The organism is Micrococcus flavus (genome assembly GCF_014204815.1).
Taxonomy (GTDB): Bacteria; Actinomycetota; Actinomycetes; order Actinomycetales; family Micrococcaceae; genus Micrococcus; species Micrococcus flavus.
This window is the reverse complement of record NZ_JACHMC010000001.1, coordinates 928336-954583: the sequence shown is the minus strand read 5'-3', so window position 1 is coordinate 954583 and position 26248 is coordinate 928336. Positions and strand designations below refer to the sequence as shown.

The window sequence follows — 26248 nt, the reverse complement described above, 5'->3', positions numbered from 1 at the left end:
CATACTGGACGGATGACCTCGCAGGACACCCCCGACCCCGTCTCCCCCATCCCCTGCCGCGGCGGCTGCGCCGGCCACCCCGGGGGCGCCTCCCGCCGCACCGTGCTCGGCCGCGGCTCGCTCGCGGCCCTCGCCGGCGCCGGTTCGCTCGCGCTGGCCGGCTGCACGCAGGAGATCAAGGACCGGGAGAACGCGCAGGACCACTACGCGGGCTCCGCGCTCACCGACGCGCTGGCCGCCGACGACCTCCCGGTGGGCGCCACCCAGGCCGTCGAGGTGAACGGGCGGACCCTGCTGATGCACCGCGTGGACGAAGAGACCGTCACGGCCTACTCCAACGTGTGCACCCACCAGGGCTGCCTCGTGCAGCCGGTGGACCGCGCCGAGGGCCCGGCGTACGCCTGCCCGTGCCACGGATCCAACTTCGACCCGGTCACCGGCGAGCCCTTCGGCGGCCCGGCCCGGCAGCCGCTCATGGACTACGAGGCCGCGGTGCAGGACGGGCGGATCGTCGTCAAGCTCTGACCGGGCTCACTCCCCCGGCTCCGCGGGCGCCCCGTAGCGACGCGCGGGCAGGCGCCCCGGATGGGGCGCGTGCCCCGCGTACGGGTCCGGGCGGCCGATCGTGGTGGGGACCGCCCGGCCGGTGCGCGGCGGCGGCAGCACCACGGGGTCCCGACGGTTGGGATCCCAGTCGGGCTGGGCGGCGCGGCGGGCAGGGTAGTGCCGGTGGCGCCACCACAGCCAGATGAGCGCGCCCAGTCCGGGCAGCAGCATCATCATCAGCGCCCACGGCAGCCGGCGCCGCTCGTCGAGGGGCCCGCGCAGCAGCGACACGAGGCCGGCCACCCACAGGGCGCCCACCGCGAGGGACACGGGCCAGGCCAGCCACGGCTCCATCAGGCCCCCCTCCCCGGGCGCCCCGCGCCGCACGGCCGCCCGGCGCTCAGAACAGCGCCACCGGGTCGGGCGCCGGGAACAGCGCGTCGAGCTCGGCGAGGTCCGCGACGGTGGGCTCCCAGTCCGCGGCGCGGGCGTTCTCCGCGACCTGCTCGGGGCGCGTGGCCCCCGCGATCACGGAGGTCACCGGCTCCTGGGCCGCGAGCCACCCGATGGCCGCCTGCACCTCGGTGATCCCGCGGGCGGCGGCGAACGCCCCGAACGCGGCCAGCTGGTCCAGGTCCGCGTCCGCCACCATGTGCTGCCGCACGTGGGACAGGCGCGAGCCCTCCGGAGCGGTGCCCTGTGAGTACTTGCCCGTGAGCAGGCCGTTGGCCAGCGGGAAGTAGGGCAGCACGCCCAGGCCGTACTCCGCCGCCGCGGGCAGCACCTCGAGCTCGGCGCGCCGGTCCAGGAGGTTGTAGTGGTTCTGGGCGGAGACGAACCGCTCCGTCCCCAGCTCGCGGGACACGTGCTCGGCCTGCGCGATCTGCCAGCCGGCCCTGTTCGAGTGGCCCACGTAGAGCACCTTGCCCGCGCGGACGAGGTCGTCCAGGGCCGCGAGGGTCTCCTCGATCGGGGTCAGCGGGTCCGGGGTGTGGAACTGGTACAGGTCGATCCGGTCCGTGCCGAGCCGCCGCAGGGACGCCTCCACGGCGCGCACGATGTACCGGCGGGCGCCGCGGGCGCCGTCGTCCCGGCCGTTGGCCCCGGCCATGTCCATGCCGAACTTGGTGCCGATCACCGCCTCGTCCCGGCGGGCGCCCAGGGCCGTGCCCAGGCGCGTCTCGGACAGCCCCGGCTCGGCGCCGTACATGTCCGCGACGTCGAAGAACGTGATGCCGGCGTCCAGCGCGGCGTGCACCACCGCGTCCGAGCCGGCCTGGTCCAGGGTGGCGGTGCCGGGGCGGCCGAGGTTGTTGCACCCCAGGCCCACCACGGACACGCTCAGGCCGGAGCGGCCCATCCGTGCGTTGCGCATGATCTCAGTTCCTCTCCTCGGCGGTGTCCGCTCCGGCCGATCCGGCGGCGGGGCCCCCGCCGCGGGACACGGTGCGGACTGTCACCTTGTTCGGCTGCACGCCGTGGGCGCGCCTGGCGGCCGCGGGCACCTCGGTGCCCGCCTTGGCCGCGTGCGGGGTGCGGACCGTGAGCACGAGCTCACCGTCGCCGTCGGCCACGTCCGTGACCTCGCCGAGCCCGCGCCAGGCCAGCTGATGGGTGAGCTCCTGCCGCAGGGCCTCGGCGTGGCGCCGCTCGATGTCCGTGGGGGCGCGGCCGCGCAGGCGCAGGCCCACCTCCACGACGTCGAAGCCCGCCGGGTCCGCCTCGACGTACCCCTCCTCGAGCCCCTGCGCCAGGAACGCCGCGAGCAGCTCGCGGCCCTCCTCCTCGCCGGAGACCGGCTGGTCCCCCACGGTGCCCGGGTGGCCGACCCGGCCGTGGTGGACGGTGAACACGGAGGCGTCCGGCTCGAGCCAGGCCTCCCGGTACTCGAACACGCGGCGGCCGTCCTCGGCCGTGGTGTCCCGCTGCAGTCGGACGATGCTCACGAACGGTCCTCTCCGGGGGTGCGGTGCCGGGCCTCGGCGTCGAGGGCCTCGTCGGTGTCGGGGGCGCGCCCCGGGACGGGACGCGCGTAGGGGACCTTGGCGCCCAGGACCTGGGCCACGGTGTCCTGGGTGACGCGCTGGGCGGTCAGGCCCACGCGCTCGAGCACCTGCTCCCGGGTGCCGTGGGCCAGGAACTCCACGGGCAGGCCCACCTCGTTGAGCGCGGTGTCCACGCCCGCGGCGCGCATCTCCTGACGGATCCGCGAGCCCACGCCGCCGGCGCGCACGCCGTCCTCGAGGCACACCACGATCCGGTGCCGCGCGGCGAGGGCGACCACCGACTCGGCGACGGGGAGCACCCAGCGCGGGTCCACCACGGTGGCGGAGATCCCGTGCTGACCGAGCCGGCGCGCCACGTCCAGGCCCAGCTCGGCGAAGGAGCCCACGGCCACGATCAGCACGTCGCGGTCGGCGCCGTCCGCACCCGTGGCCTCCCCGAGGCGCGCCAGGACGTCCGTGCCGTCGGCGAGGCGCTCGAGCGCGCGGACCGGCTCGCCCACCGAGCCCTTCGCGAACCGCACCACGGTGGGGGCGTCGGCCACGGCCACGGCCTCCCGCAGCTCCTCGCGCAGCGTGTCCGCGTCCCGGGGCGCGGCGATGCGCAGGCCCGGCACGGACTGCAGGAGGGCCAGGTCCCACATGCCGTGATGGCTCGGCCCGTCCGGGCCGGTCACGCCGGCGCGGTCCAGCACGAACGTCACGCCCGCCCGGTGCAGGCCCACGTCCATCAGGACCTGGTCGTACGCCCGGTTCAGGAAGGTGGCGTAGACGGCCACCACGGGGTGCAGGCCGCCGAAGGCCATGCCCGCGGCGGAGGCGACCGCGTGCTGCTCGGCGATGCCGACGTCGAACACCCTGTCCGGATGGGCGGCGGCCATCGGGGCCAGGCCCACGGGGTTGCGCATGGCGGCGGTGATGGCGACGACGTCGGGCCGCTCGTCCGCGATGGCCACCATCTCCTCCCCGAACACCGACGTCCAGGACTGCGCCGTCGAGGACGAGACCGGCTCGCCGGTCTCCGGGTCGATCCGCCCGATGGCGTGGAACTGGTCGTCCTCGTGGGCCACCGCGGGGGCGTACCCGTGGCCCTTCTCCGTGATGGTGTGCACGAGCACGGGCCCGCCGTAGGCGTGGGCGTCCTCGAACGCCGCCTCGAGCGCGGCCAGGTCATGCCCGTCCACGGGGCCGATGTACTTCATGCCCAGGTCCTCGAACAGACCCTGGGGCGCCCACAGGTCCTTGAGGCCCTTCTTCGCGGCGTGCAGGGGACGGTAGACGAAGTCGCCGACCGTGCCGGCGGCCTGCAGCCGCCGCTTGAGCAGGTCCAGGGTCTGCTCGTAGCGGCGATGGATGCGCACCTTGTCCAGCACGCCGCGGCGCAGCCCGCCGAGGTGGTCCGCGAGCCCGCCCACCGTGGGCGCGTAGGAGCGGCCGTTGTCGTTGACCACGATCACCACGCGGCGTCGTCGGTCCGCGGCGATGTTGTTCACGGCCTCCCACGCCATGCCACCGGTCAGGGCGCCGTCCCCGATCACGGCGACGACCGTCCGCTCCCCCTGGCCCGTCTGCTGCCAGGCCCGGGAGATGCCGTCCGCCCAGGACAGGGACGAGGACGCGTGGGAGGACTCCACCACGTCGTGCTCGGACTCCGCGCGGTCCCCGTAGCCGGAGAGCCCGCCCTCCTGGCGCAGCGTCGCGAAGTCCTGGCGGCCGGTGAGCAGCTTGTGCACGTACGACTGGTGGCCGGTGTCGAAGACCACGGCGTCCCGCGGGGAGTCGAAGACGCGGTGGATCGCCATCGTGAGCTCCACGACGCCGAGGTTCGGCCCGAGGTGCCCGCCGGTCTGTGAGACGTGCCGGATGAGGAACGCGCGGATCTCCGCGGCCAGGGCCGGCAGCGCATCCTCCGGGAGCGCGGCCAGGTCGGCGGGCCGGGTGATCTGGGGCAGCAGGGGGGCGCCGGCGGCGCGGGGCTTCTCGGACATGGTCGTACCAGGGTACTCCGCACGCACGACGGCGGCCCGTCGCCCCTCCGTGCGGGAGGGGCGACGGGCCGCCGTCGAGGGTCGGCCCACGCGCGCGGCGCGGGCCGGGCCGGTGGGATCAGGCCTTGGCCGCGATCTGGCGCAGGACGTACTGCAGGATGCCGCCGTTGCGGTAGTAGTCGGCCTCACCGGGGGTGTCGATGCGCACGACCGCGTCGAACTCGGTGGTGGAGCCGTCCTCGGCGGTGGCGGCGACCTTCACGGTCTTCGGGGTGCGGCCCTCGTTGAGCTCGGTGATGCCCGAGATCGCGAAGGTCTCCGTGCCCGTCAGGCCGAGCGAGTCGGCGTTCTCACCGGCGGGGAACTGCAGCGGCAGGACGCCCATGCCGATGAGGTTCGAGCGGTGGATGCGCTCGAAGGACTCGGTGATGACGGCCTTGACGCCCAGGAGCGCGGTGCCCTTGGCGGCCCAGTCGCGGGACGAGCCGGAGCCGTACTCCTTGCCGCCGAGCACCACCAGCGGGGTGCCGGCGGCCGCGTAGTTCTGTGCGGCGTCGTACACGTAGGCCTGCGGGCCGCCGTCCTGGGTGAAGTCGCGGGTGAAGCCGCCCTCGACGCCGTCCAGCAGCTGGTTCTTGATGCGGATGTTCGCGAACGTGCCGCGGATCATCACCTCGTGGTTGCCGCGGCGCGAGCCGTAGGAGTTGAAGTCCTTGCGCTCGACGCCGTTCTCCAGCAGGTAGCGGCCCGCCGGGGTGTCCGACTTGAAGGAGCCGGCCGGGGAGATGTGGTCCGTGGTCACGGAGTCGCCCAGCTTGAGCAGCACGCGGGCGCCCTCGATGTCCTGGACCGGCTCCGGCTCGGCGCCCATGCCCTCGAAGTACGGGGGCTTGCGCACATAGGTGGAGTCCTCGTCCCACTCGAACGTCTTGCCGGTGGGGGTGTCGAGCGCCCGCCAGCGCTCGTCGCCGTCGAAGATGGCGCCGTACTCCTTGGTGAACATCTCCGTGTCGATCGACGCGTCGATGATCTCCTGCACCTCAGCCGGGTCCGGCCAGATGTCCCTGAGGAACACGTCCTGGCCGTCCGAGTCCTGGCCGAGCGGCTCGTTCTCGAAGTCGAAGTCCATCGTGCCGGCCAGGGCGTAGGCCACCACGAGCGGCGGGGAGGCCAGGTAGTTCATCTTGACGTCCGGGTTGATGCGGCCCTCGAAGTTGCGGTTGCCGGAGAGCACCGCGGTCACGGAGAGGTCGTTCTCCTGGATCGCCTCGGAGATCTCGGACTCCAGCGGGCCGGAGTTGCCGATGCAGGTGGTGCAGCCGTAGCCCACCACGTTGAAGCCCAGCTGGTTGAGCGAATCGCGCAGGCCGGACTTCTCGTAGTAGTCGGTCACCACCTTGGAGCCCGGGGCCACGGAGGTCTTCACCCACGGCTTGGACGTCAGGCCCTTGGCCAGGGCGTTGCGCGCGAGCACGCCGGCGGCCATCATCACGGAGGGGTTCGAGGTGTTCGTGCAGGAGGTGATCGAGGCGATCGACACGGCACCGTGTTCCAGCTGGAACTCGCGGCCGTCGGGCATCCGGACGTCCACGCGCTTCGACGGGCGACCCTGCACGGTCGTGGCGTCGGTCTGACGCGGCGCGTCGGCGGCGTCGGAGGTGTCGCCGGGGGTGGCGCTCGGGGCGTCGGAGGCCGGGAAGGACTCGGCGGAGGCCTCGTCCACGTCGCCCAGCTGGTCGTCCTGACCGGCGTAGTCGTGCAGGTCCTTGCGGAACTGCGCCTTGGAGTCGGTCAGGTCGATGCGGTCCTGCGGCCGCTTCGGGCCGGAGATGGAGGGCACCACGGTGGACAGGTCGAGCTCGAGGTACTCGGAGTACTCCACCTCGGCCGACGGATCGTGCCACAGGCCCTGCTCCTTGGTGTAGGCCTCCACGAGGGCGACCTGCTCCTCAGAGCGGCCCGTCAGGCGCAGGTAGTCGAGGGTGATGTCGTCGATCGGGAACATGGCGGCGGTGGAGCCGAACTCCGGGGACATGTTGCCGATGGTGGCGCGGTTGGCCAGCGGCACGGAGCCGACGCCCTCGCCGTAGAACTCCACGAACTTGCCCACCACGCCGTGCTGGCGGAGCATCTCGGTGATGGTCAGCACGACGTCGGTGGCGGTGGCGCCGGCTGGGATGGAGCCGGTCAGCTTGAAGCCCACGACGCGCGGGATCAGCATGGACACGGGCTGGCCGAGCATCGCGGCCTCGGCCTCGATGCCGCCGACGCCCCAGCCCAGCACGCCCAGGCCGTTGACCATGGTGGTGTGCGAGTCGGTGCCGACGCAGGAGTCGGGGTAGGCGCGGGTGACGCCGTCGACGTCGCGGGTCATGACGGTGCGGGCCAGGTGCTCGATGTTGACCTGGTGCACGATGCCCATGCCCGGGGGGACGACCTTGAAGTCGTCGAACGCGGTCTGGCCCCAGCGGAGGAACTTGTAGCGCTCCCCGTTGCGCTCGTACTCGATCTCCATGTTGCGCTCGATCGCCTGCTCGTTGCCGAAGTGGTCGATCTGCACGGAGTGGTCGATGACGAGCTCCGCCGGGGAGAGCGGGTTGACGCGCTCGGGGTCGCCGCCGAGGTCGGCGATGGCCTCGCGCATGGTGGCGAGGTCCACGATGCAGGGCACGCCGGTGAAGTCCTGCATGATCACGCGCGCTGGCGTGAACTGGATCTCGGTGTCCGGCTCGGCCGTGGGATCCCACGAGGCCAGGGCCCGGATCTGCTCGGCGGTGACGTTCGCGCCGTCCTCGGTGCGGAGCAGGTTCTCCAGGAGCACCTTGAGCGAGTAGGGCAGCTTCTCGGCGCCCTCCACCGCGGAGAGGCGGAAGATCTCGTACTCGGTCCCCTGGACGTCCAGGACGCCCTTGGAGCCGAAGCTGTCGACAGTGGTCATGTGAGGACTCCTCATTCCCGCCCGGTGGCACCCGGGCGCATGGTCCGACGGGGGTCGGCCTCCGCGTCCCGTCCGCATCCGGCCGGGGCCGGATGTCAGCGGGGTCACAGGGGCCGCGCTGCGCCCCACCCTACCGCGCGGGGCCCCGGATCACGCCGCATGTCGCCCTGTGGGGCCCCTCGTGACGCTCAACGGGTGGCGGTCGCGACCTCGGCCGCCGGCCGCAGCAGCGTGACCGACTCGAGGTGGTGGGTGTCCGGGTACAGGTCGATCACGCGGCTGCGCTCGACCTCGTACCCGCCCTCGCGCAGCCAGGCGAGGTCACGGGCGAAGGAGGCGGGGTCGCACGAGACGTACACGACGCGTCCGGGGGCCAGCGCGAGGATGCGCTCCACCACGCGGCGGCCGGCGCCCGCCCGCGGCGGGTCCAGGACCACCGTGTCGAGGGCGCGGCCCTCCAGGCCGCCGCCCGAGGCGGGCCGGTCCGGCTCCTTCAGCCAGCTGCCGAGCACCTTGTCCGTGGGGCCGTTGAGGACCCCGGCCTGCGGGAGGGACAGGAGGTTGCGGCGGGCGTCCTTGGAGGCCTGACGGGCGGCCTCGACCGAGTAGACCCGTCCCTGCTCCCCCACGGCGTCGGCGAGGAACGCGCTGAACAGGCCGGCTCCGGCGTAGAGGTCGGCCACGATCTGGCCGGGCCGCGCGTCGGCGTCCTCGAGGACCGCGTCCACGAGCGTGGCCGGCGCGTGGCGATGGACCTGCCAGAAGCCGTCCCCCGTCACACGGAAGGTGCGGGCGGCGCCCCGCTCCGGGTCGACCGACTCCTGGACCCACGTGCGTCCGGTGATGCGCTCGATGCGCGCGGGCGAGTGCCGCTTGGGCCCCGGCACGGCGAAGCCGGACGAGATCTCCGTCTCCGTGGCGTTGGCCGCCTGGCGCACGCGCGACCGCAGCCTGCCCAGGCGCGCCTCGTCCGCGAGCGTCTGCGGGGTGGGCGTGACGAGCACGAGCGGCCGGGACCCGTCGGCCGGGGTGGCGACGTCCACGCGGGCGGCGCCGGTGAGGTCCCAGTCCCACAGGGCGAGGGCGTCCAGCGCAGGCACGCCCAGCGGCATGTTGCGCACGGGCAGCAGCACGGCCGAGCGGTGGGCGTGCATCGCGATGTGCCCGTGCGGGTTCACGGCGAACGCGTTGCGGGTGCGCCAGTGCTGACCGGTGGGCTCGTCCTCCGGGCCGGCGCGCAGCACCTCGGGCTCCAGGGCGGCCCCGGCGATCCGGGCCACGGTGTCCCGGAACACCTGGGCCTTGAGGCGACGCTGGTGGTGCACGACGATGTGCCCGAACTCGGCGCCGCCCACGGGCAGGCGTCCGGAGGCGTGCGCCCGCAGCGAGTCCGCCAGCTTCCACTGGTGGATGCGGCGGAACTCGGATCCGCGCAGCACCTCGACGACGTCCCCGCGCCAGAAGCGCGCGCCCGGCTCGGCCTCGGTGAGGACGACCCGCACCTGCTCGCGGGGGATCGCGTGGCGCACGAACACGACGCGCCCCTCGTGGCGGGCGACGCAGTGGCCTCCGTGGGCCATGGCCCCCGTCTCCACCTCGATGATCGCTCCGATGCCGGTGGCCTCCGGTGTGGTCTGCGTGACCGTCATGGCTGTGCTCCTCTCCGCACGGGCGCGCCTCGACCCTTGTGGAAGACGGCGTCGCGGTCCACTGCAGCGTCCGCACGCCGTCGAACCGTGCCCGAGGGACGCCCTCAGGGCGCGGAATCCCGCGGTCCACGGCGGGTGTGACCCACCGCATCCGGCGGGGTCCGGTCCCCGGTGCGGGGGTCCCCCTCATGGATCTGCCACGGCACGGACCCGACCATCACGCCGGCCTCCCTCTGCAGACGGCGCGTCTGCCGGGTGGCGGTGCGGTTGTGCAGGAGCGTCCGCCAGCCGGGCCGGACCACGTACTCGGGCAGGAAGACCATGACCAGGTCCCGCGGCGAGCGGCTGCGCCGCGAGCGCACGTGCCGCACGAGGGGCACGACGGTGTCCCGGTAGGGGGCGGCCACCACGGTCAGCGGGACGGGCAGGCCCGCCCGGGCGAAGTCCTCGACCACCCGCTCGGTGGCCTGCCGGTCCGTGTCCACCACCACGGCCTCCAGGGAGGAGGGCCGGGTGGCGCGCGCGTAGGCGAGGGCGCGCAGGGCGGGTCGGTTGAGGGTGGAGACCACCACGACCACGTGCACGCGGGAGGGCAGGGCCCGCGCGTCGTCCTGGGGGTCCGGCGCGAGCTCGGCCTCGACCGCCCGGTAGTGGCGGCGGATCCGGCCCATCACCAGGGCGCCGAAGAGGATGGCCAGTAGCGCGACCCACGCGCCCTGCCGGAAGCGGGTCACGAGGACGACGACGGCGGCCAGGCCCGTCACGGCCAGGCCGAGGGCGGTCACGAGGTAGCGCAGCCGCACCGAGGCTCGGGCGCGCACGCCCGGGGTGTGGGCGAGCTTGCCCCGCCACAGGCGCACCATGCCGATGAGCGCCAGGGTGAAGGCGAGCAGCACGCCGATCACGTACAGCTGCACGAGCAGAGCGGTGCGGGCGCGGAAGACCGCCAGGAGCAGGAGGGTGCCGGCGCCCAGGGCGAGGACGCCCCACGTGTGCACCAGGCGGTCGCCGCGCACCCGCAGCTGGCGCGGCAGGTACCCCTCGGCGGCGAGGCGGGAGGCCAGGGCGGGGAAGGAGTGGAAGGAGCCCCGCGCCGCGACGAGCAGCAGCAGGCAGGTCACGGCGATGACGGCGGTGGCTCCCGGGGAGCCGGCGCCGAAGACCGCGTCGGCGAGCTGCCCGAGGACCGGTCCGGGCTCCTCGCCCGGGGCGAGCGGCGTGCCGTCGGGGTGGCGCAGCGCCGCCGGGTCCAGGGCCACGACCGCGCCGGTGCGCTGGGCCAGGTGCATGACGCCGACGGTGAGGGCGCCCACCACCAGCGCCAGGACGGCCAGAACCCAGCGCACGGTGCGCACGGCGGGCCGGGCCATGCGGTGCGTGGCGGACAGGGGCACCTCCACGCCGGTGAGCAGGACCGAGCCGGCGCTGAAGGCGCGCAGCGCGAGGAGGGCCGTGGCGAGTCCGCCGGCCGAGCCGAGGCCTGCGTCCGCGACCGTGAGGCCGGCCGTCGACGCCGCCGCGAGCCGTCCCTGGCCGTCCTGCCACAGGCCCACGGCCACGAGCGCGGCGAGCAGGACGACGAAGGCGGTGACCACCACGGGGATGAGCCGCCCGCGCCCGGCGTCGCCGCGCAGCGCGGACAGCAGGACGAGGACGAGCGCCGCCCCGGCCACGAGCCACGTGAGCCCGTCCACCGCGGGCACGAGCACGGAGAGGTGATGGGCGAACGCCGCCACGGACACGGCGGCGGTGAACACGAAGTCGAGCAGCAGCGCGGCGGCCGCGAGGACGCCCGAGCGGGGTCCGAGCTTGGTGCGCGCCATGCGGTGGATGCCACCCTGCGGGACGGCCACCACGGCCGCCCGGAAGGCCAGGACCGTGAGCACCATCACGGCCACCACGGCCCAGCCCACGAACGGGCCCAGCCACAGGGTGGCTCCCCCGGCGGCCACGAGGGTCAGGATGATCTCGTCCGGGGCGTAGGCGAGGGAGGACAGGGCGTTCGAGGAGGTGGCCTGCAGCGCGCGCCACCGGCCCAGTCGGGGCGCGTCGTGCGCCGAGGACGCCACGGGCCGGCCCAGCAGCGCCCGGCGGAGGATCGAGGACGGCGAGCTCACCGGACCACGGTACCCCCGGCGGGGTGGGAGGATGGTGGCCGGCGTCGTCGGGGCGCCGTCGGCAGCGGGAAGGAGCGGGCATGGCCCACTACGTGATCGTCGGCGCGGGCCGGGTGGGCCGGCGCCTGGCGTCCGACCTGGACGCCGCCGGGCACTCCGTGGCGCTCGTGGACCGCTCGGCCCATGCGGTCGAGGCAACGACGCCGGCCGAGGTCGTCGTGGGGCTCGGCTTCGACCGGGACGCGCTGCGCCGGGCCGGGATCGAGCACGCCCAGGGCCTGGCCGCCGTCACCGCGGACGACAGCACCAACATCATCTCCGCGCGCGTGGCCCGGGAGACGTTCCACGTGCTCCACGTGGTGGCCCGCATCTACGACGCCGAGCGCGCCCGCGTCTACCAGCGCCTGGGCATCCCCACGGTGGCCTCCGTGGAGTGGACGGCCGACCAGGTCCTGCACCGGCTGCTGCCGGCGGGCACGGCCGACCCCACGCGACGGGACCCCTCCGGGCGGCTGCTGATGACCGAGTCCATGCCGCACCGCTCGTGGTGCGGACTGCCGCTGACCCGGGTGGAGGAGCTGGCGGGCCTGCGGATCGCCTACCTCACCCGCTACGGCGAGGGCGTGCTGCCCCCCGCGGACGGGGTCCTGCAGGAGGGCGACGTGGTGCACGCCGTGTACCCGGTGGAGGACCGGGACCGCGTGGAGACGCTGCTCCAGGGCGAGGCCGCACGGGCCCGCACCCGCGGGGCCGAGGACGAGGACGACGAGGAGGGCCGGGCATGAGGGTCGTGATCGCGGGGGCGGGCGCCGTGGGCGCCTCGGTCGCACGGGAGCTGGAGCGGCACGGCCACGAGGTGGCCGTCGTCGAGGTCCGGCCCGACGCGGCGGCGAAGACGGACGTCGGCGGGGCCGCGATGGTCCTGGGGGACGCCTGCGACCTGGGGGTGCTCCGCGAGGCGGGGACGCTCTGCGCGGACGTGCTGGTGGCCGCCACGGGCGACGACCGCGCGAACCTCGTGGCGTCGCTGCTGGCCCGCAGCGAGTTCGGCGTGCGGCGCACGGTGGCGCGCGTGAACAACCCGCGCAACGACTGGCTCTTCGACGAGTCGTGGGGCGTGGACGTGGCCGTGTCCACGCCGTCCATCATGACCGCCCTCGTGGAGGAGGCCGTCGAGTCCGGCGACCTCGTGCGGCTGCTCCGCCTCGAGGCCGGGGGCGCCGCGCTCACCGAGTTCCGCGTCCCGGCCGGGCACTGGCTGCGCGGTCGACGCGTGGGCACGGTCTCCTGGCCGCTCGAGGCCCCGCTGCTGGCCCTGGTGCGCGACGGCGCACCGCGCCCGTCCGCCCCGGACGAGGTCCTCGAGGAGGCCGACGAGCTGTTCTTCCTGGCCGCCGCCGAGGCGGAGGCGGCCCTGCGCCGGCTGCTCGTGGGCCCCGAGGCGGATCAGCCGCGCCGGGCCGCCGTGGACGGCGCGGAGGCCGGCGCCCCGGGGGCGGAGCCGCGCGGCGAGGACACGGACCAGGCCAGCCACAGCCCCAGCGCGTAGAGCGGCAGGCCCATGACCACGCGGGCGATCCCCAGCCCCGTGGTCGCGTCCGCGAGGTAGAGGGGCAGCTGCACGGCGAGGCGCGCCGCGAACACGCCGGCCAGGATCCACGTGGCCGCCGCATACTGCCGGCGCCGGCCCGGCTCGGCGCGCCACTCGGTCCCCTCCCCGCGGATGAGGCCGAACAGCACGCCGGCCAGGGGCCAGCGCAGCACGATGGAGAGGACCATGGCCACGAGATAGAGCGCGTTGGTCAGCAGGCCCCACACGTAGAAGTCCGCGGCGCGGCCCGTGGTGAGCGCGAGGGCGACCGACAGGCCCACCACGACCACGCCCGCCACCACCTGGATGGGCGACTGGCGCTGCACCAGCCGGACGGCGCCCAGGACCACGGCCACCACGAGTGCCGCCGCGCCCGCGGGCCACACCTGCCCCGTGATCAGCGACGCCACGAGGAACACGAAGGTCGGCAGGGACGCCTCCACGATGCCCCGCACGCCGCCGACGCTCGCGAGCGGATCCAGGCGGCCGCGTCCGTCGAGGGCGGGCCCGGACGGCAGGGGTCCGCGCACGGCGTCGGGGCCGGGCGCGACGGCGGGGTCGGACGGGTCCGCGGGACCGGTCGGGTCCGGCGTGGGCGTGGGCGCGGTCATGGGCTCTCCTGGGATGGGACCGGCGGGGCGGTCAGGTCGGGCTCGGGGCCTCGTCGAGGAGGTGGAACTCCGGGTTGTGGACGGTGGGGTCCCCGTCCAGGTGGTGCACCCGGCCGCGCAGGCGCAGCCACGCGCCCGGCATGACACCGGTCACCCGGTCGCGGCCGTGCCACACCAGGCTCAGGGTCTCCTGCGGCTCCACGCGGCCAGGACGGGGCAGGTCCGGCGCCAGCTGCGCCCGGAACACCGTGGCGTCGTCCGCGCCGTGGAAGGTCACGGCCATGACGACGCCGGTGCGCCACTCCCCCGCGTCCGGCGCGCGCCGCACGCTCACCGGGTCTCCGTCATCTCCGGCCCCCGCCCGGGCAGGGTCGGGTCCGCGGCGCCGCCCTCGGCGGCGGGGGCGTCCCCGCGCCCGGCGCCGAGCACGTCGCGCCCGGGCTCGGTCGGACGACGCCGGCGCACCGGCTGGGCGTCCGCCGGCGGGTGCAGGGGCAGCAGGTCGCGCGGGGGCAGGGGTCCGTCGCCGCGCACCACCACGACGCCGGAGAGGACCCGCTCGAGGTCGGCGGCGGCGTCCGGCTGGTAGGCGGCCTCGCCGTGGAAGACGCCGCGCACGAACCAGCGCGGCCCGTCCACACCGACGAACCGGGCCACGTTCCACCCGGGCGAGCCGTCCGGCAGGGATGCCGGCACGCGCGTGAGCAGCTCGGCGCCGAACGCGCCGCGCTGCTCCTGCACCTGGGCACCGGGGGTGGCCGAGAGGGTCTCGAGCAGCTCGGCGCGCAGCTCGTCCCACAGCCCCGCGGCCCGGGGGGCGGAGAACGCCTGGATCTGCAGCGCCGAGCGGCCCATGGTCACGGTGACGGCCACGATCCGCTGGGTGGCGTCCTCGAGGTCCAGGCGCAGCTTCATGCCGCGCACCGCGGGCACCCGCAGGCCGCCGAGGTCCACGTAGCCGGAGGTGCCGGGACGGGCGGCGACGTCGTGGGGCCCGCGGGCGCCCTCGCCGGAGACCGCCGCGGCCCCCGCCTCGGCCTCGACCTGGCGGTCCCGCTCGTCCTTGAGCTGGTCGGGGAGCACCACCTGCTCGTGGCGCACGGTGCGGTTGCGTCCGAAGATCATGCGGTCCTCCCGGAGGTCGACGTGGGGGTCTGGGGGTCGACGGCGGCGCCGAAGCCGCCGCTGGAGCCGAAGCCGCCCGTGCCGCGGTCGGAGTCGGGGAGCGCGTCCACGGGGACGAAGCGCGCCCGCACCACGGGCTGGATCACGAGCTGGGCGATCCGGTCGCCCCGCCGCAGGGTGACGGGCGTGCGCGGGTCCAGATTGATCAGGGGCACCATGATCTCGCCGCGGTAGCCGGCGTCGACGGTCCCCGGGGCGTTGACCACGCTCAGGCCGTGGCGGACCGCCAGGCCGGAGCGGGGGTGGATGAAGCCGGCGTGGCCGTCGGGCAGGGCCAGGGCGACCCCCGTGGGGACCAGGGCGCGCTCCCCCGGAGCGAGGCTCACGTCCACGGTGGTCCGCAGGTCGGCGCCCGCGTCCCCCGGGCGGGCGTACGAGGGCGGCGGCAGGTCCGGGTCGAGGGCCTGCAGGGGCACGTCGGTCGTGGCGGAGTCGGTCACGGGCCCCGACTCTACCTCTCCGCCACGCGGCCGGGGCGGCGACCGGCGCCGATGTGGGAAGCTGGAGGACATGCACGAGGAGACCCGCACGGCCGAGATCCGACCCGACCGCCCCGCCGACGGCCCACACTCCCCGGCCGGTGCGGGGGCGGTGCTGTTCGCGGAGCGGCTGAGCCCCTCGCCCGGCGTCTGGGTGGTGGCCGCGATGCTCGCGGGGCTCACCATCCTGGTGTTCGCCCCCATCGACGTGTGGCTGGGTGTGGCGGCGGCCATCGGGTTCTTCGTGGTCGAGGCGATCGTGCTGATCACCTCGACGCCGCGCATCGTGGTCACCGACTCCTCGCTCCAGGTGGGGCGGGCGCAGATCGAGCGCCGCCACGTGGGCGAGGTGACCGGACACCGCGGAGAGTCGGCCCGAGCGCAGCAGGGCCCGCTGCTGCACGGGTGGGCCTACGTCACGGTGCGCGGCTGGATCGCCCCGGTGGTGCGTGTGCAGATCACGGATGCGCGGGACCGCACGCCCTACTGGCTGACCAGCACCCGCCGTCCCGAGGAGCTCGTGGCCGCCCTCGGCGGCCGCATGGCCGACGAGGCCGCCTGAGCGGGGCTCAGCCCTCGCAGTCGGTGCAGTAGACCAGCTCGCCCTCCTCGCGGGCGGCCTGGGAGCGATGGCGCACGAGGAAGCACGAGGCGCACGTGAACTCGTCCGACTGGGCGGGGAGCACCCGCACCATCAGCTCCTCGCCGGAGAGGTCGGCACCGGGCAGCTCGAAGCCCTCCGCGGCCTCCGTCTCGTCCTCGTCCACGACGGCCGACTGCGTGTCCGTGCGCCGCGCCTTTAGCTCCTCGATCGAGTTCTGGCTCAGCTCTTCCTCGTTCTTGCGAGGTGCGTCGTAGTCGGTGGCCATGGTGGGGATCTCACGCTCCGCTGGTGGGGGTCGGCACCGGGGCCGGTGCCTGGGGCGGCACCGGATGCGGGATCCGCCCGTGGGGCGTCCCCGGCCAGCGCCGTTGCGCGTAGATTGTGCACCATGGTCTCCGGGGCGCCAAATGCTCCCCACGGGGGACGCACCCGCCCTCCGTCCCGGGCTGCGCGCCCGACCGGGGGCGGGGCGGGGCTCCCGTTAGGATCGGACCAGCCCGGGCACCGGCGACGCCCGTGCCGCACCGGGCCGAGACCACGATGGAAAGGGATGTCCCCATGGCGGAGCTCCGACTCACCGGTCCGACCGAGGACGGCGACGCGCTGCGCCTGACCACCCCGGACGGGTCCGCGCACACGCTCCCGGTGACCCCGTACCTCCGGCGGCTCGTGGTGGAGCAGGGTGAGGAGCAGGACGAGGCCCGTCCGCAGCCGGAGCACCCGGCCCCGGCCGCCGCACCGCAGGGCGCCGCGGTCGACGAGCCCACGGCGGCGCCCGAGGGCGACCCCGCCCCGGTCGCCACGGCCGACGTGGACCTCACGCCCCGCATCAGCCTGGTGCCGGCGCCGGACGGGGAGGCGGGCGAGGAGCTGGCCCTCGACGTCGTCCGCTCGCCGGACGCGGAGCGTCCCGAGCCCGTGTCGACCGTGGAGCGGCCCGGATCCGCCGGGCCCACCGCCCCCGTCACCCCCGTGGCGGACCAGGCGGACGTCCGCGCGGCCGCCACGGCGGACGCCGTGCCGCTGAGCCCGCGCGAGATCCAGGCGCGCATCCGGGCCGGCGCCACCGTGGAGCAGGTGGCGCGGGAGTCCGGCAACGCCTACTCCCGCATCCGCACGTACGGCTTCCCCGTGCTCGCCGAGCGCGGCTACATCGCCCAGCAGGCGCAGGGGGTGGAGGTCTGGGTCGGCGGCCCCGACCTGTACTCCTCCACCGTCACCGACGGAGGGCCCACCACGCTGGCCGAGCTGGCCGCCCACCGGCTCGCGGAGCTGGGCGTCGACGTCGGCGCCCTCGAGTGGGACGCATGGCGTGCGGGCGCCGGCGACTGGACGGTGGTGGCCGCCTTCCCCGCGCCCGAGGGGACGGCGCTGCCCACCCGGGAGGAGCCGCCCGCGCGGTGGTCCTTCCGCCCCTCCGGCCGCCACCTGGACCCGCAGAACGCGTGGGCCCGCATCCTCTCGGACGCCCAGGCCTGGGACGTGCGGCATCCCGCCGCGGACGGGGAGCCCGCGGAGGAGGACGGCGCGTCCGCCGCGGCCGTCGACGCCGGGCAGGACGCCGTGACCCCGCGGGGCGCGGTGTCCGCGAGCGCCGACCGGGACGCGGACCTGCTGGAGATCCTGCGCAGCCGTCGCGGTCGCCGCGTGGGCCAGGACGAGGAGTCCGACGACGCGCTCGCCCACCTTATCGCCCGTGGAGCCCAGGCCCGGGAGGCGGCCGAGCGCTCCGAGGAGGAGACCGCGGGCCCGTCCCCGGCGGCCCCGGGCGACGCGCCCGCCGAGGAGGCCGCCGACACCCCGGCCCCCAGCCGCGCCGCGCGACTGCTGCGCGGTCTGCCCGCCCTCCCCGAGGACGACGCCGAGGCGGACGCCCAGGAGGATCGCGCGGACGACGGGCCGGAGACGGCACCCCCGGCGACCCCGGTCGAGCGGACGGACGAGGACCCCGCCGCCGAGCCGACGCCGCGCCCCGGCCGCGAACGCCCCGCGATGCCCACGCCGCGTCCCCGGGCCCGCTCGGCGGCGCGCCGCGCGTCGGTGCCCAGCTGGGACGACATCGTCTTCGGCCGCAAGGGCGACTGAGGCCGGCTCAGCGCCGCCAGAGCAGCAGCGGCACCTCGCGCTCGGCGCGCGTCGGCGAGCCGTGCTGGCCCACCATCGCGAACGCCCGCGGGGACACCCGGCGGCCGTCGTAGAGCGCGAGGTCCCCGTGGCACGCGACGAGCAGCTCGCCGATGCGCGGCAGGACGCGCTCCGTCACGCGGTCCCCGAACCATCCGGCGGCCACGGCCTCCTCCCGGGTGACCACCCAGGCCTGGGCGCCGAACCGCTCCTGCCACGCCGCGCGGGTGCGGGCCCGCACGGCGTCGCCGGCGTCGGCGGTGAAGTGCAGCTGCACCATCCGCGGCTCCCCCGCGGTGTGCGCCACCCCCTCGAGCAGCGCCGGGTCCACGAGTCGTCCGGTCTCATCGACAGCGGCGTAGTCCACGCGCCGGGCGACCGGGACGTCCACCATGCCGTGGTCGCCCGTGACCAGCACGAGGGTCCCCTGCGGCACCCGAGCCACGAGGCGGCGCACGGCGGCGTCGACCTCCTCGAGGGCGTGCAGCCACGCATCGGAGCCCACGCCGTGGCGATGCCCGGCCTTGTCCAGCTCGTTGGCGTAGAAGTACACCAGGGTGGGCTCGCGGGCCTCGGTCAGGACCCGCGCCACGTGCTGGGTGCGGGCGATCAGCCCCCGGCCGGACAGGAACCGCCCCCCGCGCAGGCCGGCCCGCGTGAGCGCGGAGTGCTCGAACTCCGGCAGGGACACCGTCACCGCGTCCACGCCCGCCGCCTCGGCGCGCTCGAACACCGTGGCGTGCGGCTGCCAGGCCACCGGGTCGGTGGCCTCGTCCCAGCCGCCCAGCATGTTCACGACGACGCGGCGCTCGGGGTCCAGGACGTCGTAGCCGGCCACGCCGTGCTCCCCCACGTCCAGGCCCGTGCCGAGGCTCGTGAGGGAGGCCGCCGTCGTGGTGGGCGTGGCCGCGACGAGGACGCGGCCGCCGTCGGCCATCGCCGCCCGCAGCGTGGGCGCGTGGCCGCCGTGGCGCTTCAGGACCGACCGGCCCAGCCCGTCCACGAGGACCACGAGCACGCTGCGGGTGGACCCCAGGCCCAGCACGTCCTCGACACCCGGCACGCCCAGGGCCGCGGCGGCCGAGGTCAGGACGGAGCGCAGCGCCCGCTCGGGGGGCGTGGACGACGTCGGCGCGGCCGGCCCGCCGGCCGGGGTGAGGGCCCCGACCGCCCCGCCCGTGGCATCCGTGGCCGGGCTCACGCCGCGACCGCCAGGTGGGCACGGCGCAGCACCCGGGCGAAGTGCAGGGCCGCGTCCACGGCCCCCTGGCCCTCGGCGTCGGCCGCCACGCGGATCACCAGGTCCTCCCGGGCGGTGGTGCCCGTGTAGCCGTGGTCGGCGTCGCACCGGGGGTCCGCGCAGCCGGCCGGCTGCAGGTCCACGCGCTGGCCGCCGGCCCACTGCACGCCCAGGGTCATCTCCGCCACCGGGTCCTGCGGCCGGAACCGCTCCGGGTGGGCGTGGCCCGTGGTCAGCAGCACCGACTCGATGGACCGCAGGGGCACCATCTCCGTGGACACCTGCGCCAGCACCGCCTGGCCCGCGGGGTCGGCGGCGTGGTCGTCCAGGTGCACGGCCAGCAGGACGTCCCCGGCCACCACCAGGACCGTGATGTGCCGGTGGATCTCCTCGTAGTCGAAGTGGGTGTCCACGTGCACGAGGTGGGCCAGGGCGGTGCGCCCCTCCAGCTCCACGGCGATCGCGTGCGCCACGAGCTCCGGGTAGTACCCGGCCCGTCGCAGGGCCTCGTCGAGGGAGCCGTGGTCGTGGTTCCAGCGCAGCGCGGTCATGCCCACCATGCTAGGCACGCAGGGGACCGTCGGCTGACGCGCAGGGCGCCGGTCAGCTGGCGCGCAGGGCGCGACGGGCCGAGTCGGTGCGGCCGGCGGCGTTGGCCACGTCCACCTCGGCGGCCAGCACGGTGACCCCGCTCGCCGAGGCGAGCACGGGCGCGAAGCGCAGCCGGGCCACGGCGGCGAGGTCGTCCTTCAGGCAGCTGACGCGGGCCACCAGGTCCTCCAGGGCCGGCAGGTCCACCGCGGGCACGCCGCCGGCGCCCGCGAGCTTCACCGCCGCCCGCGGCGCCCGCACCATGCGCGCCACGTCCTGGTCGGTGAGCGGGGGCACCCGGTGCACCCAGTCCCCCAGCAGGTCCGTGGCGTCGCCGGCCATGCCGAAGGACACCACCGGGCCCAGCAGGGGGTCCTCCAGGGCCGTCACCATGCAGGACTGGCCGGTGGGCGCCATGGACTGCACCTCGAGCTCCGTCACGCCGAACGGGGCGAGCACCTGGCGCATGTGCTCCACGTTGCGCCGCAGCGAGTCGGCGTCCACCACGTTCAGGCGCACCCCGCCCAGGTCGATCCGGTGCCGCAGGTAGGGGTCCACGGCCTTCACGGCCACCGGGAAGCCGAGCTCCTCGGCCGCGGCCACGGCCTCGTCCGCCGTGGTGAACCGACGCGAGGGCAGCACGGAGATGCCGTAGAGGCCCAGCAGCCGCTCGGTCTCCTTCCCGGTCAGCCGGACGAGCTCGGTCCCCCGGGCTCGTCCGCACGCGGACTCCACGAGGGCCTCCGCGGCGCGGACGTCCACGTCGGACAGCTCGATCGGCTCGCCCGCGTCCTGTCGGCGCCACGCGCCGTACTCGGCGAGCCGGCCGAGCACGGACAGCGCCGACCGCGGCGACGGGTAGAGGGGCACTCCGGGCTGGCGCGCGCCGGGCTCGGCGTCGTCGGCCGGCGCCCCCGCCCCGCCGAGGCGCGCGCCGGCGTACCGGGGGGTCACGGCGTCGGGCAGGCTCGCGAGCACCGGCACCGGGGCGTCCCGGGCCACCTCGGCGAGGGCGGCGGCCACCTGGTCCGCGATCTCCTCGTCCTGGTGCAGGCCGAGGCGCCCCACCACCACGACGGCGTCCGAGTCCCCGGCCGCGAGCGCCGCGGCCACGTGGCCCACGAGGTCGCGGGCCGGCGGGGCGATGCCCTGCTCCCGGTCGCCGAGGCCGAGGGTGGCGACGACCTCGAGGCCGGCCTGGGCGGCGGCGTCGCGGGCGATCCGGTCGAGCGCCAGGGAGTCCACCACCAGGCTGACGCGGCGTCCGGCGGGCAGCGGCTGGGTGGCCACGGCCATCAGCAGGTCGAGCATGTCCTCGTGGGTGGCGACCTCGAGCACGCCGGTCTGGTCCAGCATCGAGTCCACGGCACCGGCCGGGGCCTGCGTGGTGCGGACCTCGTGGCCGGGCGGCAGGGCGCGCCCGGTGACGTCGGAGCGGACCACCACCACGGGCTTGGTGCGGGAGAGCCGCCGGGCGATGCGGGTGAACTTGCGGGGGTTGCCGAAGGACTCCAGGTACACGCCCACGGCGGCGGTCTGGGGGTCGTCCTCGAAGAACTGCATGGCGTCGTTGCCGGAGACGTCCGCCCGGTTGCCCGCGCTGAGGGAGGTGGACAGCCCGAGCCCGCGGCGCTTCATGGCGGCCGTGATCATGGCGCCCACGGCGCCGGACTGGCTGAACACGCCGATGGGCCCGCGGTGGGCCAGGCCCGGGGACGGGGAGGCGTTGAGGCGCACGGCGGGATCCGTGCGCACGAGCCCCGAGGAGGCGGGGCCGATCACGCGCATGCCGTGGGCCCGGGAGCGCGCCACGAGGCGGCGCTGCGCGCGCAGGCCCTCCTCGCCCGCATCGGCGTAGCCCGAGGTGAGCACGAGCAGGCCGTGGGCCCCGAGGGCACCGGCCTGCTCGACGACCTCGTCCACCTCCGCCACGGGGACGGCGACGACGACGAGGTCGACGGGCTCCGCGATGTCCGCGAGGGAGGCGTGCGCCGTGAGGCCCTGGACGTCCTCGGCGGCGCGGTTGACGGCGTGCACGCGGCCGGTGAAGCCGCCCTCGAGGATGTGGCGCAGGACGATCGAGCCGACGGCTCCGGGGTCCCGGGAGGCGCCGACGACGGCGACCGACTCGGGCTCGACGAGCTCGGCCACGGAGCGGGCCTCGGCGCGGTGCTCGCGCGACTCCACGACGGCCCGCCAGCGGGCGGTGGGGTCGATGGGGAACTCCACGGCCACCACGCCGTCCTCGAAGTGACGGGCCACCTCGAAGCCGGAGTCCTGGAAGACGGAGAGCATCTTGCGGTTCTCCGGGAGGACCTCGGCGGTGAAGCGCCGGATGCCGTTCTCGCGGGCCGCCACGGCGAGGTGCTCCATGAGGATGGAGCCCAGGCCCTGGCCCTGGGAGGCGTCCGAGATGTTGAAGGCGACCTCGGCGGCGTCGGAGTCCCCGTAGCGGTCGTAGCGCCCCACGCCGAGCAGCCGGTCCCCGCGCACGATCACGAGGGCCACGCGGTCCCGGTGGTCCACGTGGGTGAACCGGTCCAGGTCCTTCTGGGACAGCTCGGACTTGTAGGTGAAGTAGCGCAGGTAGATGGAGGACTCGGACTGGCGGGAGTGCATGTCCTGCAGGCCGGCCGCGTCCTCGGGGGTGATGGGGCGCAGCCGGGCGGTGGCGCCGTCGCGGAGCACCACGTCGGCCTCCCAGCGGCTCGGGTACGCGCTTGCCGTGTCGGTCTCAGCCATAGGATTCAGCGTAGACAAGAACCGAGCCGTGAGGATCCCCCCAGCACCATGATGGCCAAGTCGTCCCGCTCCCGCACCGCTCGTGCCGAGGGGGCCCGCCCCCTGCCGCCGGAGCAGGAGAACATCGTCGACGTCGACGTCTCGCTGGAGATGGAGACGTCCTTCCTCGAGTACGCGTACTCGGTGATCTACTCGCGGGCGCTGCCGGACGCGCGGGACGGGCTCAAGCCGGTGCAGCGCCGCATCCTCTACATGATGTCCCAGATGGGCCTGCGCCCGGACCGCGGCCACGTGAAGTCCGCCCGCGTGGTGGGAGAGGTGATGGGCAAGCTGCACCCGCACGGGGACGCCGCGATCTACGACGCCATGGTCCGCCTGGCCCAGCCGTTCTCCCTGCGCCTGCCCATGGTGGACGGGCACGGCAACTTCGGCTCGCTCGACGACGGCCCGGCCGCGCCCCGGTACACCGAGGCCCGGATGGCGCCGGCGGCCCTCGCGCTGACCGCCGACCTGGACGAGGACACGGTCGACTTCGTCCCGAACTACGACAACCAGTTCCAGCAGCCCGCGGTGCTGCCGGCGGCGTACCCGAACCTGCTGGTGAACGGCGCGGCGGGGATCGCCGTCGGCATGGCGACGAACATGGCCCCGCACAACCTGCGCGAGGTCGTGGCCGCGGCCCGGCACCTGCTCGCCGAGCCGGACGCGGACCTGGAGGCGCTCATGGCGCACGTGCCCGGCCCGGACCTGCCTTCCGGCGGCAGCATCGTCGGGCTCGACGGCATCCGGGACGCCTACACGAGCGGACGCGGCACGTTCCGCATGCGCGCGACCGCCGCGATCGAGCAGGTCTCCGCCCGGCGCACGGGGATCGTGATCACGGAGCTGCCGTACGCGGTGGGGCCGGAGAAGGTCATCGAGCGGATCAAGGACGGGGTGCGCGCCGGCCGCCTGCAGGGCATCGCGGACGTGGTGGACCTGACCGACCGCAAGCACGGCCTGCGCCTCGTGGTGGAGCTGAAGTCCGGGTTCAACGCCCCGGCGGTGCTGGCCGCGCTGTACCGGCACACGCCGATGGAGGAGACCTTCGGCATCAACAACGTGGCCCTCGTGGACGGCCAGCCGCAGACCCTGGGCCTGCGCGCGCTGCTGCAGGTGTACGTGGACCACCGCCTGGCCGTGGTGCGCCGGCGCACCGCGCACCGGCTGGGCCGCCGGCGGGACCGTCTGCACCTCGTGGAGGGGCTGCTGCTGGCCCTGGTGGACATCGACGAGGTCATCGAGATCATCCGCACCTCGGACGACACGGCCGCGGCCCGCACCCGGCTCATGCAGGTCTTCGACCTCTCGGAGCGGCAGGCCGAGCACATCCTCGAGCTGCGCCTGCGCCAGCTCACCCGGTTCTCCCGGATCGAGCTGGAGGCGGAGCGGGACGAGCTCGCCCGGGCCATCGCCGAGCTCGAGGCGATCCTGGCGTCCGAGGCGCGCCTGCGCGAGGTCGTCTCGGCGGAGCTGCAGGCGGTGGCGGACGAGTTCGGCGACGACCGCCGCACCCGGCTGGTGGACGCCGAGGCGGCCCCGGCCGTGGCGCCGGGCGCCCCCGCCTCCGCCGCGGCCGGCACGGCCGCCGCCGGCGGCGAGCTGATGATCCCCGACACCGCCTGCTGGGCCGTCCTGACCACGAGCGGCCGCCTGCTGCGCACGGCGGACCGCACGCCGCTGGCCCCGCAGGGGCGCCGGCGCAAGCACGACGCCTTCACCTCCGTGGTCGCCACCACCGCCCGCGGCGAGGTCGGCGCCCTGACGAGCGCCGGGCGCGTGCTGCGGCTGCCCGCCGTGGAGCTGCCGGGGGCGGCCGAGCCCTCGCCGGCGCCGTCCCTCACCGAGGCCCGCCCGGCCAAGGACCTCGTCGCCCTCGAGAAGGGCGAGACGCTCGTCGCGCTCGTGCCGCTCGACGCCGTGCTCGCCGTCGGCACCGCCCGCGGCGTGGTCAAGCGCGTCCGTCCCGACTGGCCGCTGAACCGGGACGAGCTGTCGGCGATCGCCCTCAAGGACGGGGACGCCGTCGTCGGGGCGGCGCCGGCCCCGGCGGACGAGGACCACCTGGTGTTCGTCACGCGGGCGGGACAGCTGCTGCACTACCCGGCCGGGGCGGTCCGCCCCCAGGGCCCGGCGGGCGGCGGCGTGGCGGGCATGCGCGTGGCGGAGGACGACGTCGTCCTGGCCTTCGGCGTCGCCCCGGCGGCGTCCCTCACGGACGAGGGCGAGGACCCCGCCGCACACCCCCGCCCCGCGGTGGTGGTGACGGTCACGGACGGGGACGCCGACCTGCTCGGCGCGCCCGGGGGCTCGGTGAAGGTCACCCCGCTCGGGGAGTACCCCGCCAAGGGCCGTGGCACCGGCGGTGTCCGCGCGCACCGGCTGCTCAAGGGCGAGACGCACCTCGTCCGGGCCTGGGCGGGAGCCTCCCCCGTGCTGGGCGCCTCCCGCGCCGGCGTGGCCCGGTCGCTGCCCGTCGAGTACGGCCGCCGGGACGGCTCGGGGGTGCCGGTGGACCAGCACGTCGAGGCCCTCGGCGCGGGGGCGTCCCCGGAGCTCGTCGCGGCCGCCCCGGCCGAGGACACCGGCGTGGAGGTCTCCGCGGACTGACGCCCACCCCGTGCGCCCGCGGGGGGACCGGGGGCCACGCCCGGGGCGAACGCGGCACCCGTCTCCGGGGCCACGGAGGGCGCTCCGATAGAGTGAGGACCCGTCCGTCCGCAGACGGCTCCCACGTCACCCAGCAGAATGGTCCAGGTCCCGAACGTGTCCGGTAACGCCAGCTTCGAGTACTCCCGCGCCGCCCTCCTCGCCGTCACCGAGGTGGAGGCCCCGCTGGAGGTCACCTCCGACGACCTGGACGCCCAGCTCGAGGACGTGCTCACGCGCCTGCGCCTGCCGAACCACCTGCTCGAGCGCGTGGCCGGGGTCAAGGTGCGCCGCAACTGGGACGAGTCCAAGGACTTCCAGCAGGCCGCGGCCGAGGCCGGGACCGCCGCCCTCGCCCAGGCCGGCGTGGCCCCGGAGCGGGTCGGCCTGCTGCTGAACACCTCGGTCACCCGCGCCACCCTCGAGCCGTCCGTGGCCGTGCGCATCCACGACCTCATGGGCCTGCCGACCTCCGCCACGAACTTCGACATCACCAACGCGTGCCTCGGGTTCGTCAACGGGCTCATGCTGGCCTCCACCCTGGTCGACGCCGGCCAGATCGACTACGCCGTCGTCGTCGCCGCGGAGGACGCCTCCAGGGTCCAGGCGGCCACCGTGGAGAACCTGCACGCCGAGACCACCGTGCGCGGCAACTTCATGGAGCAGTTCGCATCCCTGACCCTGGGCTGCGGCGCCGCGGCGGCCGTGGTGGGCCGCATCGAGGACCACCCGGAGGGCCACCGCATCCTGCGCGGGGTCACCCGCGCGGGCACCGACCACCACCAGCTGTGCGTGGGCGACCACAACGGCATGTTCACCGACTCCACCGCCCTGCTCGAGGACGGCCTCGAGCTGGTCATGGACGCGTGGCGGGACGTCCCCGCCGCGTGGGCGTGGGACTCCGCGGACTGCTACATCACCCACCAGGTCTCCCAGCTGCACACGGACGCGGTCTCCGAGGCCGCGGGCCTGCCGAAGGAGAAGCTGCCCACCACGTTCCCGGTCCTGGGCAACGTGGGCCCGGCCTCCCTGCCCATCACCCTGGTCCGGGAGCAGGAATCCCTGTCCGAGGGGGACCGGGTGGTGTGCCTGGGGGTGGGCTCGGGCCTGAACACCGCCATGCTCGAGATCCAGTGGTGAACTGACGTAGGA

Annotated in this window: 22 protein-coding genes; 7 read left to right on the top strand and 15 right to left on the bottom strand. The window is 75.4% G+C overall.

The features are described 5' to 3' along the window. The first annotated feature begins 12 nt into the window (after positions 1 to 12). Complete coding sequence (locus tag BJ976_RS04460; RefSeq protein WP_135030257.1) at positions 13 to 525, top strand: Rieske (2Fe-2S) protein; 513 nt, start codon at positions 13 to 15, stop codon at positions 523 to 525. 6 nt (positions 526 to 531) lie between these two features. On the opposite strand, the gene BJ976_RS04455 is transcribed toward BJ976_RS04460, so the two are convergent. From BJ976_RS04455 to BJ976_RS04425, 7 genes are all read right to left on the bottom strand, one after another. Then, positions 532 to 900 (bottom strand): PLD nuclease N-terminal domain-containing protein, encoded by a 369-nt coding sequence (locus tag BJ976_RS04455; protein ID WP_135030256.1) that lies wholly within the window; start codon positions 898 to 900, stop codon positions 532 to 534. 46 nt (positions 901 to 946) lie between these two features. Beyond that, complete coding sequence (locus BJ976_RS04450) at positions 947 to 1921, bottom strand: aldo/keto reductase (RefSeq protein WP_135030255.1); 975 nt, start codon at positions 1919 to 1921, stop codon at positions 947 to 949. Positions 1922 to 1925: 4 nt separating this feature from the next. Beyond that, positions 1926 to 2492, bottom strand: a complete 567-nt coding sequence (locus BJ976_RS04445) for a hypothetical protein (protein WP_135030254.1) — start codon at positions 2490 to 2492, stop codon at positions 1926 to 1928. Next, on the bottom strand, positions 2489 to 4537 hold the full coding sequence (gene dxs / locus BJ976_RS04440) for a 1-deoxy-D-xylulose-5-phosphate synthase (protein ID WP_135030253.1): 2049 nt from the start codon (positions 4535 to 4537) through the stop codon (positions 2489 to 2491). The genes BJ976_RS04445 and dxs overlap by 4 nt, the downstream gene beginning before the upstream one ends. 118 nt (positions 4538 to 4655) lie before the next feature. Next, positions 4656 to 7475 carry an aconitate hydratase gene (locus BJ976_RS04435; protein WP_135030252.1) on the bottom strand — a complete coding sequence of 940 codons (2820 nt, stop codon included), beginning with the start codon at positions 7473 to 7475 and terminating at the stop codon, positions 4656 to 4658. 188 nt (positions 7476 to 7663) lie between these two features. Further along, entirely contained in the window at positions 7664 to 9124 is a 1461-nt protein-coding gene (locus BJ976_RS04430) for a class I SAM-dependent RNA methyltransferase (protein ID WP_135030251.1), read from the bottom strand. Between the two features lie 104 nt (positions 9125 to 9228). Continuing rightward, complete coding sequence (locus BJ976_RS04425; protein WP_135030250.1) at positions 9229 to 11241, bottom strand: APC family permease; 2013 nt, start codon at positions 11239 to 11241, stop codon at positions 9229 to 9231. Positions 11242 to 11321: 80 nt separating this feature from the next. Here BJ976_RS04425 and BJ976_RS04420 point away from each other — a divergent pair, with 80 nt between their 5' ends. Beyond that, a complete protein-coding gene (locus tag BJ976_RS04420) occupies positions 11322 to 12026 on the top strand; it encodes a potassium channel family protein (protein ID WP_135030249.1) in 705 nt (234 codons plus the stop codon). Further along, positions 12023 to 12790, top strand: a complete 768-nt coding sequence (locus tag BJ976_RS04415) for a potassium channel family protein (protein ID WP_135030248.1) — start codon at positions 12023 to 12025, stop codon at positions 12788 to 12790. The genes BJ976_RS04420 and BJ976_RS04415 overlap by 4 nt, the downstream gene beginning before the upstream one ends. Here the strand turns inward: BJ976_RS04415 and BJ976_RS04410 are convergent. From BJ976_RS04410 to dut, 4 genes are read right to left on the bottom strand one after another with little or no spacing between them, the layout of a single operon-like run. Next, entirely contained in the window at positions 12688 to 13443 is a 756-nt protein-coding gene (locus tag BJ976_RS04410; protein WP_135030247.1) for a DUF3159 domain-containing protein, read from the bottom strand. The two genes, BJ976_RS04415 and BJ976_RS04410, sit on opposite strands and share 103 nt — an antisense overlap. A 31-nt stretch (positions 13444 to 13474) precedes the next feature. Next, on the bottom strand, positions 13475 to 13777 hold the full coding sequence (locus BJ976_RS04405; protein WP_135030246.1) for a hypothetical protein: 303 nt from the start codon (positions 13775 to 13777) through the stop codon (positions 13475 to 13477). Then, on the bottom strand, positions 13774 to 14568 hold the full coding sequence (locus tag BJ976_RS04400) for a DUF3710 domain-containing protein (protein ID WP_135030245.1): 795 nt from the start codon (positions 14566 to 14568) through the stop codon (positions 13774 to 13776). The genes BJ976_RS04405 and BJ976_RS04400 overlap by 4 nt, the downstream gene beginning before the upstream one ends. Further along, a complete protein-coding gene (dut, locus tag BJ976_RS04395) occupies positions 14565 to 15068 on the bottom strand; it encodes a dUTP diphosphatase (protein WP_135030244.1) in 504 nt (167 codons plus the stop codon). The genes BJ976_RS04400 and dut overlap by 4 nt, the downstream gene beginning before the upstream one ends. 70 nt (positions 15069 to 15138) lie before the next feature. Here dut and BJ976_RS04390 point away from each other — a divergent pair, with 70 nt between their 5' ends. Then, positions 15139 to 15669 (top strand): DUF3093 domain-containing protein, encoded by a 531-nt coding sequence (locus BJ976_RS04390; protein ID WP_135030243.1) that lies wholly within the window; start codon positions 15139 to 15141, stop codon positions 15667 to 15669. A 7-nt stretch (positions 15670 to 15676) separates the two neighbouring features. Here the strand turns inward: BJ976_RS04390 and BJ976_RS04385 are convergent, their stop codons facing one another. Beyond that, a complete protein-coding gene (locus BJ976_RS04385; protein ID WP_135030242.1) occupies positions 15677 to 15976 on the bottom strand; it encodes a DUF4193 domain-containing protein in 300 nt (99 codons plus the stop codon). Positions 15977 to 16269: 293 nt separating this feature from the next. On the opposite strand from BJ976_RS04385, the gene sepH reads away from it, so the two are divergent. Continuing rightward, a complete protein-coding gene (sepH, locus tag BJ976_RS04380; RefSeq protein WP_135030241.1) occupies positions 16270 to 17796 on the top strand; it encodes a septation protein SepH in 1527 nt (508 codons plus the stop codon). A 7-nt stretch (positions 17797 to 17803) separates the two neighbouring features. On the opposite strand, the gene BJ976_RS04375 is transcribed toward sepH, so the two are convergent. From BJ976_RS04375 to BJ976_RS04365, 3 genes are read right to left on the bottom strand one after another with little or no spacing between them, the layout of a single operon-like run. Then, positions 17804 to 19036, bottom strand: coding sequence for an alkaline phosphatase family protein (locus BJ976_RS04375; protein WP_135030240.1), 1233 nt, complete (start codon positions 19034 to 19036; stop codon positions 17804 to 17806). Then, positions 19033 to 19626, bottom strand: a complete 594-nt coding sequence (locus tag BJ976_RS04370) for a DUF5998 family protein (RefSeq protein ID WP_221419401.1) — start codon at positions 19624 to 19626, stop codon at positions 19033 to 19035. The genes BJ976_RS04375 and BJ976_RS04370 overlap by 4 nt, the downstream gene beginning before the upstream one ends. Before the next feature lie 52 nt (positions 19627 to 19678). Continuing rightward, the gene (locus BJ976_RS04365) at positions 19679 to 22408 is read right to left on the bottom strand and encodes a bifunctional acetate--CoA ligase family protein/GNAT family N-acetyltransferase (RefSeq protein WP_135030239.1); all 2730 of its coding nucleotides are present in this window, start codon (positions 22406 to 22408) and stop codon (positions 19679 to 19681) included. A gap of 48 nt (positions 22409 to 22456) precedes the next feature. Between BJ976_RS04365 and BJ976_RS04360 the strand changes: the two genes are divergently transcribed. Continuing rightward, complete coding sequence (locus BJ976_RS04360) at positions 22457 to 25057, top strand: DNA gyrase/topoisomerase IV subunit A (protein WP_135030238.1); 2601 nt, start codon at positions 22457 to 22459, stop codon at positions 25055 to 25057. 138 nt (positions 25058 to 25195) lie between these two features. Beyond that, positions 25196 to 26236 (top strand): 3-oxoacyl-ACP synthase III, encoded by a 1041-nt coding sequence (locus BJ976_RS04355; protein WP_135030237.1) that lies wholly within the window; start codon positions 25196 to 25198, stop codon positions 26234 to 26236. The last annotated feature ends 12 nt before the right edge of the window (positions 26237 to 26248 follow it).